The sequence below is a fragment of the Streptomyces sp. NPDC048483 genome (assembly GCF_040651455.1).
Lineage (GTDB): Bacteria > Actinomycetota > Actinomycetes > Streptomycetales > Streptomycetaceae > Streptomyces.
Genome location: NZ_JBEZJZ010000177.1, coordinates 1 through 11122, shown reverse-complemented (window position 1 = coordinate 11122; position 11122 = coordinate 1). Strand labels below are relative to the sequence as shown.

At 68.6% G+C, this 11122-nt stretch carries 12 protein-coding genes and 2 pseudogenes; 9 read left to right on the top strand and 5 right to left on the bottom strand.

Going from position 1 to position 11122, the window contains the following annotated elements; all coding sequences use genetic code 11:
- Positions 1-156: 156 nt before the first annotated feature.
- Positions 157-1095 carry a YcxB family protein gene (locus AB0D04_RS40900; protein ID WP_362712483.1) on the bottom strand — a complete coding sequence of 313 codons (939 nt, stop codon included), beginning with the start codon at positions 1093-1095 and terminating at the stop codon, positions 157-159.
- Positions 1096-1471: 376 nt separating this feature from the next.
- Between AB0D04_RS40900 and AB0D04_RS40895 the strand changes: the two genes are divergently transcribed.
- A complete protein-coding gene (locus tag AB0D04_RS40895; protein WP_362712482.1) occupies positions 1472-1807 on the top strand; it encodes a hypothetical protein in 336 nt (111 codons plus the stop codon).
- Positions 1808-2020: 213 nt separating this feature from the next.
- Here the strand turns inward: AB0D04_RS40895 and AB0D04_RS40890 are convergent, their stop codons facing one another.
- A complete protein-coding gene (locus tag AB0D04_RS40890; protein ID WP_362712481.1) occupies positions 2021-2170 on the bottom strand; it encodes a hypothetical protein in 150 nt (49 codons plus the stop codon).
- Positions 2171-2363: 193 nt separating this feature from the next.
- Positions 2364-2720 carry a hypothetical protein gene (locus AB0D04_RS40885; protein WP_362712480.1) on the bottom strand — a complete coding sequence of 119 codons (357 nt, stop codon included), beginning with the start codon at positions 2718-2720 and terminating at the stop codon, positions 2364-2366.
- A 248-nt stretch (positions 2721-2968) separates the two neighbouring features.
- Here AB0D04_RS40885 and AB0D04_RS40880 point away from each other — a divergent pair, with 248 nt between their 5' ends.
- From AB0D04_RS40880 to AB0D04_RS40855, 6 genes and pseudogenes are all read left to right on the top strand, one after another.
- Positions 2969-3313 (top strand): helix-turn-helix domain-containing protein, encoded by a 345-nt coding sequence (locus AB0D04_RS40880; protein ID WP_362712484.1) that lies wholly within the window; start codon positions 2969-2971, stop codon positions 3311-3313.
- Entirely contained in the window at positions 3199-3729 is a 531-nt protein-coding gene (locus AB0D04_RS40875) for an IS30 family transposase (RefSeq protein WP_362712479.1), read from the top strand. Before AB0D04_RS40880 ends, AB0D04_RS40875 begins: the two co-directional genes overlap by 115 nt.
- Positions 3708-3923, top strand: a pseudogene (locus AB0D04_RS40870) (HNH endonuclease); the annotation flags it as partial. The gene AB0D04_RS40875 and the pseudogene AB0D04_RS40870, both read left to right, overlap by 22 nt.
- Before the next feature lie 387 nt (positions 3924-4310).
- On the top strand, positions 4311-4904 hold the full coding sequence (locus AB0D04_RS40865) for a DUF6461 domain-containing protein (protein WP_362712478.1): 594 nt from the start codon (positions 4311-4313) through the stop codon (positions 4902-4904).
- A gap of 139 nt (positions 4905-5043) precedes the next feature.
- Positions 5044-6654: a hypothetical protein gene (locus AB0D04_RS40860; RefSeq protein ID WP_362712477.1), complete on the top strand. Its 1611-nt coding sequence runs from the start codon at positions 5044-5046 to the stop codon at positions 6652-6654.
- A 313-nt stretch (positions 6655-6967) separates the two neighbouring features.
- Positions 6968-7513 carry a hypothetical protein gene (locus AB0D04_RS40855; RefSeq protein ID WP_362712476.1) on the top strand — a complete coding sequence of 182 codons (546 nt, stop codon included), beginning with the start codon at positions 6968-6970 and terminating at the stop codon, positions 7511-7513.
- 78 nt (positions 7514-7591) lie between these two features.
- On the opposite strand, the gene AB0D04_RS40850 is transcribed toward AB0D04_RS40855, so the two are convergent.
- Positions 7592-7957 (bottom strand): hypothetical protein, encoded by a 366-nt coding sequence (locus AB0D04_RS40850; RefSeq protein ID WP_362712475.1) that lies wholly within the window; start codon positions 7955-7957, stop codon positions 7592-7594.
- Between the two features lie 247 nt (positions 7958-8204).
- Between AB0D04_RS40850 and ligA the strand changes: the two genes are divergently transcribed.
- Complete coding sequence (ligA, locus tag AB0D04_RS40845) at positions 8205-10250, top strand: NAD-dependent DNA ligase LigA (RefSeq protein ID WP_362712474.1); 2046 nt, start codon at positions 8205-8207, stop codon at positions 10248-10250.
- Between the two features lie 330 nt (positions 10251-10580).
- Here the strand turns inward: ligA and AB0D04_RS40840 are convergent.
- Positions 10581-10763 (bottom strand): annotated as a pseudogene (locus tag AB0D04_RS40840) (SpoIIE family protein phosphatase); the annotation flags it as partial.
- A 190-nt stretch (positions 10764-10953) separates the two neighbouring features.
- On the opposite strand from AB0D04_RS40840, the gene AB0D04_RS40835 reads away from it, so the two are divergent.
- On the top strand, positions 10954-11121 hold the full coding sequence (locus AB0D04_RS40835) for a hypothetical protein (protein ID WP_362712473.1): 168 nt from the start codon (positions 10954-10956) through the stop codon (positions 11119-11121).
- Position 11122 lies beyond the last annotated feature (1 nt).

Genomic DNA, 11122 nt, shown 5'->3' with positions numbered 1-11122 from the left:
CAGGGACGAGATCATCAACCACCCACCAGACCCTGCCCGATGACACCGCCAACTCCCAGCCGCCGCACCGAACTCATTCTGAAATGATCAGTTAGCGGCTTCTGCGGCCCGCCGCCGAGAGATGTTCTCCGAGGCCGCTCGGAGACCGTGGCCCGCTCAGAAGTCGTAGCAGACGTAGGCGCCCTCGGGCCCGCGAACGATCCGGTCCGAGCCCCAGCAGTGGAGCATCGGCCCAACGCGGTACAGGGCGGCGCCACCGGCCAGTAGGACAAGGACGGCGAGCACGGCGGTCACGATCCGCATGGCCGTCATCCGCCGTACGAGCCACCAAGCCCCGGCGACCGCAACCGTCCCCAGCCCCAGCATGACGGCCGATATCGGGCCGGTGTTGTGCTGTATCCCGGGAAAGCGGTCCGGGTGCGTGGCGTGTTGGACGGCGGCGAAGGCGAAGAAGAACAGCAGTAGCCCCAGCAGCAACAGTCCGACGGAGCCGACCCCGCGGCCGACGGCCCGGCCCCGGCTCCGTGGGCCTCCGGGCGCCTCGGCGTCGTCCGCGCGCACGAGCCGCCGGTCGAGGACCGCCCGGAGCCGGTCCACCTCCTCCGGGTCCGCCACGGCCTGCTTGGGCAGGACGCCGAAGCCGACGGCGGACTTGTCGGCGCTGAGAAGTACGAACAGCTCCGGTGTCTCGGCATAGCGCGAGTAGAGGTGCCAGTCGTGGCTGGCCGAGCTGTGCGCGGTGGTGAGCCGGACCCCGGTGTCGTCGATGGTCCCGCAGATGTCTCCCTGCCGTTCGGCGAGCCGGTGGAGGCGGCGTGCCTGCAACCACGGCACCGCAGTCATGAAGGCGACGAAGACCACCACCCCCGCATACAGCGGCCAGGGTGTGTCCCGGTGGCCGGAGCCGGCCGCCGACAGCAGGGCGCCGACGGTCGTGACCGCCACCGTCCACACCAGCACCCCACGCTGAAAGCGTCCCGCGCCGGTGCTCCTCGCGCGTGCCCGCAGCGCGGACGCCAATTCGCCGACGGACAGCCGGTAGGCCAGCTCCACCGGTCTCTCGGCGACCGCGTCCGTTTCCCTGCCCTCGGCCATGTACCCTCCCCGGTTCGGTGATCAACCGGATCGTAGAGGCTTCCTCAGCCGCTCCGGCGAACTGGCGGCGGTCGGCACCATACGTCTTCGAGGTCACGTAATGTTCGGAGTGCCGCGGTGGACGGTGTACGGGCACCTCGACAAGACCAAGACCTCCCCAGTAAGCCCAATAGGACTCCGGGGCCGAATTGGCGGGGCCAGGTCAAGATCGGCCCCTGGGCAGGCCACCCCGGAAATGCGATGGTGCTGGGGCATCACCGTTCGTAGGGTGCCTGCCATGACCACCAGGCTCGCCACCCCGCTCCCTCGCCCCGTACGTGGAGTAAAGGTGCACTCCCGGATGACGTCTGGCGCGTGTGTACCAACGTTCGGAAGGGTGGAGCTGGACTTCGAGCCGGTACCTTCCGGGACCGCACCCTCCGTCGAGTTTGCTTGCTCCACTCAGCCTGAACCGGCGCCGGAGTACGAGAAGATTCTCGCCCACGGCATCATGCAGGAACTGGCTGCGGCAGATACCGACGCCCCCGACGCACGCCGAGGAGCGCCGGTCAGCGCCCGGGTTATTGTGCGTGCCCTGTGCTGGAACTACACCGAAACTTGCGAGATGGTCTTCATTCGCCTGGGCGCCCTTGCTGTACGAGAGGCACTGTCCTGTATAGAAGACGACCGTGAGCCGCAGCTGATCGAGACAAGGGTCAGGTTGTTGTTCTGACGTCTGCTCGTCCGACGACTTGCTTCTGGCTCCGTTCACGTCCAACCCCTGTGGAGCTACACCGCTGCCCCGGGGTGCAAGGTGAGCTCGCCCTGGGCCGGCCCGAGCCGCAGGTGGTACGTGACGGTGCAGTCGTCTGACCGTCATTGCTCAGTGCCTCCACTGGAAAAGCGGGGGCTGAGGAACAACTCTGCCGGGACTCCAGCGCTCCTACTACGAGGTCCCCGTGGGCAAGCGCCCGGAGTTCCTCCAGCCCCGGTAACCGGCCACGGCCACCTTGGCGAAGACGGCTGCGAAGGTGAGCGGGATCAGCGGGGTGAGCACGCGGCCCAGCCGGTTCCAGCCGCCCTGATCCACCGGCATCCATGGCCCCCACGGCCCCTTGCGGAGATCCGCCCGCACGGACGTAGGTTCGCCGCACCACGGATCCCGTCGGCCGATGCGTACAACCGATCCGCTGTCGTCCATGCCGGATCGCACGGCCGCCAGGAGACGGCAGTCAGGGGGTCGGCGGAGTCGGTTCTCGCCGAGACACACCGTTCACGACATCCCTACATCAGGCGCGGCCAGGAGGCGTGTAGGTGATGCCGACGTCTCCGGCGGAGGTCGCAGCGAGGGCCACGACCTTCCAGACCGCTGCGGGAACGCCAACCCGGGGGCCGTCGCAGGCGTCGTTGAGGAGATCCACGGTCAATCCCACGGACTTGCCGTCCGGACCCTTGGCCGAGAACTTGACCTCCCGCGCTGCCCACGGGTTCGCGTGGACAGAGGCGAACTGCACCAGGGCGTGGTACGCCGCGAAGTCCTTGCTGTTCCGGGTGAGAGTGAGAGTGCCCGGCCGAAGGTCTATGCCGATGTGGACCCGGGTGTCTTCCTGCACGATGACGGGTTCGCCGGTGGCGCTCAGGTCCACGCTGCTCTCCAAGGGGGTGGAGGTGGGAGTTCAGCTGCTCAGCATGGCAGCTGACTGCCTGTCGGGAGAGGACATCCATTAACCGATGGCACCCTCAAGTGATCAACGCACCACCCACGGATGATCATGTTGTCGTGGAGGCACAGGTGCGGGACTACGGGGTTTCGCCGGCTCAACAGGATGAGATCTGGAGACGCTGGCGCGAGGGGCAATCGTTCCGCTTGAGGGGGCGGGCACTCGGGGCACCGATGCACCATGTCCGCCGGTTCCTGTACCAGAGCGGTGGTGTCCGCCTGGCTCCGCAGCAGCGGTCAGAGCGGCATCTGACCAGCAGTGAACGTGAGGAGATATCCCGGGGCATTGCGGCCGGCGAGTCCGCCCGGCAGCTGGCCCGACGACTGGGCAGATCGGCTTCAACCATCTCCCGCGAGATTCCCGCAACGGCCGCCGGCACCACTATCGCGCCGCGTCCGCCGATGTGGCCGCCTACGAGCGGGGGCGCCGTCCCCAGCAGGTCAAGCTCGCCCAACGGCCCACTCTGCGCGCGATGGTGGAGGCAAAGCTCGCCCTGTGCTGGTCGCCCGAACAGATAGCGGGCTGGCTGCGACGTCAGTTCCCCGGCGACGCCGCGATGCAGATCTCTCACGAGGCGATCTACCTCTCGCTCTACGATCCGCGCCGCCGCCAGGCAATTGATCGCAGCCTCACTCAAAAGCTGCGGTCCGCACGGCCCATGCGTCGCCCGAAGGTCGCCCGCCGACCCACTGGGCGGGGCGTCATCCGCGGCATGGTGTCCATCAGCGCGCGTCCCGCCGAGGTCGAGGACCGCAAGGTTCCCGGCCACTGGGAAGGCGACTTGGTGATGGGCACACGGCCCTCGGCGGTCGCCACCCTCGTCGAGCGCACCAGCCGCTACATGGCCATCGTCGCCTTGCCGGACGGCATCAAGGCCGAGCAGGTCGCCCCGCACCTCACCCGAAGCCTCCCAACACCCGCTCTGTGGTCTTGATCGCGGAAGCGGTGAAGAAGCCGCAGAAGGGCTCGGGCTGCCGCCTGACCGGCGGCACCTGGCACTCGGCCTACGACGGCAAGACTCTCACCAACGCACGCCAGCTCGACATTGACCAAGTCGTCCCCCTCGCCGAGGCCTGGGACTCCGGCGCCTCGAAGTGGACCGCCGACCGTCGCGAGGCTTACGCCAACGCTATCTCTGGTCGGCCCGGGCTGCGAGGCATGTGAGTCAAGTAGGGCGTCAAGAACGTGCCTTACGAGTATTCAAGGTTGTTTCAGGCATGTTGGTGATGTTGCGATGGGATGATCTGGTCCGCTGTCCCGGCGCCGGTCGCCGCGCTGTCCTCAGCTCAATGGTGTCTGTGAACGCTGGCAGGTTCACTCCAGGTCCTCCCATGGCCCACGAGGTGACGGCACTCCCATCGGGCTCCCGCCCGAATCGGAACTGCTCCGGGTGGCCGCTCATCTCACTGAAGAGAGCGAAGTACCCCGCCAACCGCACCGCCTGACCAAACGCTCCCTCCCCGCCGCCACCCCCCTGCACAATGGCCCACGGACCCGACAGAAAGGCACCACCCCGTGGACCTCACCGGCATGTTCGGCGAAGGCTGGGCCATCACCCTCGCCCACCACCGCCTGGGCACCGCCCTCCACCACATGGGAGTCCCCGACCCCCGCACCCTCCCCGACGCCTTCAACCAAGCCGCCTACCACGCCCAAAACGGCGACCTCGACGACGGCGTCCTCCTCCTGGGCCGCACCCTCCCCGACGGCTGGAGCCTCATCCTCGAACTCGACGGCCGCACCGGATGGACCGGCATCGCCTCAGAAGTCCTCACCGGCCTCTCCGCCGACGGCAACACCGCCTTCACTGCCTGCCGCACCCCCGACGACCTCGACATGTACATCGCCCACGACGGAGCCGAGATTGCCGAACTCGACCTCGTATCCGCCGCCTTCCCCCAGGGCGCCGACACCACCCACCCCCTCATCGCGGCCCTGACCGCCGTCGGCTTCGATGCCTCAGACGACCTCACCCCCACCGGCGAAGCCGCCGAAGACCACGACGACATGGGCCTCGCCCTCGCCATCCGCGCCCTTACCGGCCTCAACCTCACCACCCACGACCTCACACCACCCTTCATCGGCGGCTTCACCCACATCAGGCCCTGACCCGGGCCGAAAACCTGCTTGTCATGCACACGCACAGACGGCAAGGTCGAGCGCTGTTCGCCGAAAGCCCGGGGCCGCACGGGGGGAGAAAAGCAGGCCCGACCGGACCCCGGCCAACAGCAAGGGGGAAGACCGCCACATGAGGTGGAGAGCCAAAACACGCACCAAAACCCTGATTGCCGCCGCCCTCGCCTTCGCCATCGGCGCCCCGGCAACCGCCGCGGCCGTCCCCGAGGACCAGGCGCCGGCCAAGCGCACACCGGCCCAGATCATGAACACCAAGACCGTCACCCACGACGGCCAGACCTACCGCACCGGCGACATCGGCCTGACCAAGAAGACCCTCGCCGACCTGCGCGCCAAGGGCAAGAAAGCCCGCGTCCAGGGCCTGAAGTCCCTGCCCACAACCGACAGCGCACCCACCCCCACCAAGCCCCTCAAGCGCCTCCAGCCGGACGCCAAGCCCCTCACCGTCAACCAGGGCTACGGGCAGTCCAGGAAGGAGGCCGCCGCCCCGGCCGGTGATACCGCCCCGGCCACGGCCGGGGCCCCCGCCACCACATCCGACTCACCCAACAACCACCAGGGCTGGGATCCCATCGGCACCCGCCCGCCCGCCGACCGGCTCGAGGCCTGCCTCAAGCCGGTGAAGTTCAACAGCTACCGCACCTACAACCGCTTCACCCACTGCGGCTACTACGGCCTGGCCCTGCGCTACTGGGAAGTCGACTCCAACGGCGTCCCCGTCGAACTGGAGGGCACCACCTACATCAAGGTCAAGGTCTTCGGCCAGGGCGACCCCAAGCAGCGCCGCACCCGCATCTTCTCCACCGTGGACAAGGGCTCCATCGACTACGAGTGGGGCCTCATCGACGACTGGTGGACCGCACCCGGCATCCCCTTCACCCTCGAAGGCGTCTGCAACCAGCCCGCCTCCGTGTGCAACTCCAGCCCCGGCGGCTACAGCGCACCGGCCGCCTCGTGGGACAACAACCCCTCCTGGGTCCACTGGGACATCCACAACTTCGAGAACGGCACCCAGGGCCGCGACAAGATCTCCTTCAACCGCTGGCACGTGCGCGCCTACACCGACCAGCCCGCCGACGGATACAAGACCGTCGAACCGGCCGACATCCCCAGCCGCCTCCAGCGCTGCGACTCGGCCGACTACATGGTCGACCGCAACAAGAAGTACCCCAAGGCCTGCATCTTCCCCGAAGCCGTCCCGTTCCTGACCTACACCCTCGGCTCGGACCATGACGAGATCGCCCGCCATCTGCGCGCCGCCTTCAACAACCCCAACAACACCTACCCGCTGCCCGCGGCGCCGGGCGAGCCGCCGAAGACGAAGAAGATCCCGGGCCGGTACACCGGCACCGCATCCTCCCCGGGTCTGCACCGCATCACCGAGAAGCTGCACGAGGAGACCTACAAGGACAACCGCCGGCACAAGGACGGCGCCTGCTTCTACAAGGGCCGCTACAAGGACCTGTACAAGGACACCGGCCTGCCGCCCTCCAAGCGCCCGGACAAGACGAAGAAGGAGGAGTGCGACGAGTACCCCTTCGCCTCCACCGTGGAGGGCGCGGCGAGCAAGAAGTGGGACTTCTCCGTCCGCGCGGCCTCCCGAGCCCACAACAAGCGGGCGGGAAACATCCTGCGCGTGTACTACCTGGAGGACCGCATGCTGGCGTGGGATGAGACGTTCACCGAGAACGGCAACGACCAGTTCTTCATGCGCATCAAGTAACCCGCGCGCCTGAGACAGGCGAGGCCCCTCACCGCCCGTGCGGTGAGGGGCCTTCGTCATGCTTTAACCTCTGCCAGGCATGCGCGGTCCTGTGAGGGACGCGTGGCGGCACGTCCCGGGCCTGCTCGTCTGGAGTATCAGTACCGGCGCTCAACGCCCTTGATTACGACTGAACCTGACGTGCAGGACGAGCGAGATGATCGCACAGGTCACGATGGCGAAGGCGGCGCCGCCGTAATTACCGCGGATGAGTAGGCTGAACGGGAGCGGCGCGAGCTTGCCAAGAACCAGCCCTGCGAGAAGAGATGAAGCGATGACATTGCATTCCGATGTGGCCGAGTTGCTAGCGGGGGCCGGCATCGTCGACGTGGACGTCGATGATGCCGTCGCGGACGAGCACGTCCGAGGGTCCGCGTACCAACGCGTCGTCTCGGTAACCGCTTCCTCGCGGAGCCGCGACCGAGACCGCGCGATCGTGGCCACGATCCTGCGAGACCCCCACGAGATGGGGTCCAAGACGGCGGTGGTCGCCCTCGTGGACAAGATCGCGATGAAGGTGACCGGTCCTGCCGAGTTCCGGCAGTGGTCGGCCGAACTACTGCCAGAGATCGACCAGCTCAAGACGGAGGGGTGGCGCGAGTTCATCCGCCGCCGCATCCACGACTGGCTGTTCTACCTGTCCATCAAGGACGGTCACGTGCCGACACCGGTCGAGTTGGCGCAGGTCACGGACTGGATGCAGCGCCTCCTCGCCGAGGAGTCGACGTCGCCGGCGGTACTCGTCCTGCTCGCCGAGTCAGGCAACCGCAAGAAGACACGAAACATCGCGAAGAACCGAACCGGATTCTTTACGGTCTGACCTGGGCGCATTCGGCGAGCCCCGTCCCGGCCACACAAGCCGAGCCTGCACCGAGCTCGGATCGGTGACGGATCTGTGTCATGCCGGTCGCTCCAGTCGCTGCGGGGCGCTGCTGACCCGGCCGGCCCGCTCATCGGCCAGGCGCCTGAGGGCGCGTGCCCAGGTGGTGTCCGCCGCCCCCTGCCGTGCGGCACGCTCGCGCAGCTCTTCCACAACTGCCTGCCCGTCGCCGAAGAGGTGCTCCGGTTCGCGGGCCTGGGACCTGGCCTGCCGCTCGGCCGCCGCCCGGATCCTGGGGTCGACGACCGATGTCCCGCGGCTGGCCCGGTGCGCGTCGAGAGCCTGCCGGTAGCCGACCGATGGCTCTTGCGCCGGGCGGGCCGGCGGGTCGGCTGGGGGTGCGGCGTCGCTGTCCGGGCCGGCGAGGTGTGCGGGGACCCGCACACCCCCGAGGAGGTCGACCTGCGCCAGCCGTTCCAGGCTTCAGCCCACCCAGACGCCTGGACCTTAAATCGGGGACCGGCGTGGCGCCAGAGACCAGGCGCTCCCAGCATGCGCTGTGCATCTGCTCTTGCGTCAGCCACGACAGATCCGGGGCGACGACCGTGCTCGCCACCTGGCCGACTGCTGACGTAGCGCATTTCGCGGGCGTGCGGAACCCGATGTCAGACCCCTACGCAAGGATTACCGCATGACGACTGCCACATCTGCTCTTTCGCTGACCGACCGCGCCTCCTACGACCACGCAGTCGAGCAGGCCCTCGCCGCGAGCACGGCGTACTACGGAGACGGGAACACCACTCTCGACGACGCCTCCTACGACGCCCTCGCCCGCGGCATCGCCGCCTACGAGCAGGCGCACCCCGGCCAGGTCCGGGCCGACTCGCCCACCGGGAAGGTCGGCGGCGGTGTGGCTCCGGTGGGCGATGTGGTGCACACCGTGGCCATGCTCTCCCTCGACAACGTCTTCGACGCCGAGGGCCTGGTGAAGTGGGACGCGTCCCTGGCGCGCCGGATCGACCACCCGGTGGAGGGCGGCTACGCGGTGGAGCCGAAGCTGGACGGGGCCGCGATGGCGGCGCGTTACCGCGACGGGCGCCTCGTGCAGCTCGTCGGACGCGGCAACGGCACGCATGGTGAGGACCTCAGCCATGCGATCGGCTCGATCGTCGGCCTTCCCACCCAGGTGCCCGGCGGCGCCACCGTGGAGATCCGGGGTGAGGTGCTGCTGACCCGGGACCAGTTCGAGAAGGCGAACGAGATCCGCGCCGCGCACCACGCGAAGATGTTCTCAAACCCGCGCAACGGCACGGCCGGAACCCTGCGGGCCAAGGACCGGCCGTACACCATCGAAACCACCTTCTTCGCCTACGGGGCCGTGGAGCTGGACGGCGCCGGCTTCCTCACCGGCACCAGCCACGCGGCCGTCATGGGCCAGGTCGCCGCCCTGGGCGTGCAGACCACCTCCGCCACCGACATCGGGCTGCGCGTGTACGCCACGCCGGCCCAGGCGCAGGCCCGCGTGGAGGAGATACAGCAGCTGCGCCCCGAGTTGCCGTTCGGGATCGACGGGGTGGTCATCAAGGCCAACGACTGCGCCGAGCAGCAGGCCGCCGGTTTTGGCACGCGTCACCCGCACTGGGCCATCGCCTACAAGCTGCCGCCCGTGGAGGCGCAGACCAAGCTCCTTGCGGTCGAGTGGAACACAGGCCGCACCGGGCACATCGCCCCGCGCGCCGTGCTGGAGCCGGTGGAGGTCGACGGCAGCACCGTCACCTACGCGACGCTGCACAACCCCGCCTTTATCCGCAACAGCGGCCTGAAGGTGGGCGACACCGTCCTGCTCTACAAGGCAGGTGACATCATCCCGCGCGTCGAAGCGCCCGTGGTGGCGCTGCGTACGGGCGAGGAGAGCGACATCGTCCTGCCCGAGGCGTGCCCGGGATGCGGCGGGGACATCGACAAGTCCGGTGAACGATGGGAGTGCGCGGGCGGGGCGAGCGGCGGGTGCGGGAAATTGCCGTCCCTGAAGTACGCCGTGGGCCGCGACCAGCTCGACATCGACGGTCTGGGCGTGACCTATCTGGAGGCTCTCGTCGAGGCCGGTCTGGTCGACGACGTCGCCGATCTGTTCTTCCTCACCCGGGAACAGCTCGCCGAGGCGACCGGAAGCGACAAACGCGCCGACTCGCTGCTGGTCCAATTCGCCAAGGCGAAGGAGCAGCCGTTGAACAGGGTGTTCTGCGCGCTGGGTGTGGTACGGACCGGGCGGACGCTCTCGCGGGAGATCGCCCGTCACTTCGGCACGATGGATGCCATCCGGGCTGCCACGCCGGATGAGCTGGCGGAGGTCAACAAGCTTCCGGGGGCCAACGCCCCGAAGATCGCGGCGCACATCGCCACACTGGGCCCGGTCATCGACAAACTGGCCAAGGGCGGGGTGAACATGGTCGAGCCCACCGCCGGCCATGCGGACAAGGGAACCAAGCCGCTGGCGGGCGAGGCGGTCGTCGTCACGGGTGGCATGCACGGGCCGCTGGCCGGGCGCAACCGCAACGAGATCAACGAGCTTGTCGAGCGCGCGGGCGGGACGGTCTCCAGCAGCGTGTCGAAGAAGACGACCATCCTTGTCGCGGGCGAGGGCGCCGGATCCAAGCTGGCCAAGGCCGAGCAGCTCGGCACGAGGGTGCTCACGGAGGACGAGTTCGCCGCGCTGGTCACCGACTACCTCGCCTGACCCACCCTTTCACCGCAGGCGGGGCGTTCCACGAGCCGCCCCGCCTGCACGCGTGCGCGACACCTGCGAGCGCCGCAGGCCGCGTCGCCGGGCACGGTCCGGCCTGGTGAGGGCGCCCGAACTCCGCCACACCCGACCCGTCATTTCGCTGCCCTGACCTCCCCCCGGGAGATTTCATGGCACCCCGCACACCCTGCCACCGCCATCCGCCACAGCCGACCCCTGGCACACCGGGCTCGCCCGACATGTGGCCGAACCAACCCTCTTCGAAGCCCTGTTGGCGACAGCCGGTGTGCGAGGCGCCGCACTGCTGAGAGGTCGTTCGCCGGTTCAGCCGCTGCCTCGGGTGACCGCGAGCAGCGCCAGGTCGTCGGTGATGCGGCCGCCGGAGTGGCGTCGCACTTCGGTGAGGAGGGTGTCGAGCAGCCCGTCCGGCCCGGGAAAGGCGCGTCCGGCCAACCCGGCGGCGGGCTCGTAGAAGTCCCCCGCGCGGTTGCGTGCCTCGCTCAGGCCATGGTGGCGACCCGTACAGCGCACAGGACACCCCGTACGGCGTACGGTGCCTGATCGGCGACGTACGGGGCAAGGGCATGGACGCCGTCAAAGTGGTGGACGTGGCCGGGATGGGGTTCCCGGCCAAGGCTGGTCGTGGTTGGGGAAGACGAACGGGCCGCGGCTGTGCCGCGGGTGCGGAGATCCGCTGATGGCCGACCTCGACCCGGACGCCAAACCGTTGGAGGGGCCCTGCGAGAGGTCGCCCCGAAAACCCGAGGGCCTTGCGGTGGGCGGACCGTACTGGCTGGGGGAGTACCGCCGCATGGTGGTGGTGCCGGTTTTGCCGCAAGAGGGGCTGCCAAAAGAGCAGTCCTGAG

Excerpts from the sequence above, each read along its gene's own strand:
- AB0D04_RS40900 (WP_362712483.1), bottom strand. The coding sequence starts at position 1,095 with ATGGCCGAGGGCAGGGAAACGGACGCGGTCGCCGAGAGACCGGTGGAG.
- AB0D04_RS40890 (WP_362712481.1), bottom strand. The coding sequence starts at position 2,170 with ATGCCGGTGGATCAGGGCGGCTGGAACCGGCTGGGCCGCGTGCTCACC.
- AB0D04_RS40880 (WP_362712484.1), top strand. The coding sequence starts at position 2,969 with ATGCACCATGTCCGCCGGTTCCTGTACCAGAGCGGTGGTGTCCGCCTG.
- AB0D04_RS40860 (WP_362712477.1), top strand. The coding sequence starts at position 5,044 with ATGAGGTGGAGAGCCAAAACACGCACCAAAACCCTGATTGCCGCCGCC.
- AB0D04_RS40855 (WP_362712476.1), top strand. The coding sequence starts at position 6,968 with ATGACATTGCATTCCGATGTGGCCGAGTTGCTAGCGGGGGCCGGCATC.
- ligA (WP_362712474.1), top strand. The coding sequence starts at position 8,205 with ATGACGACTGCCACATCTGCTCTTTCGCTGACCGACCGCGCCTCCTAC.
- AB0D04_RS40835 (WP_362712473.1), top strand. The coding sequence starts at position 10,954 with ATGGCCGACCTCGACCCGGACGCCAAACCGTTGGAGGGGCCCTGCGAG.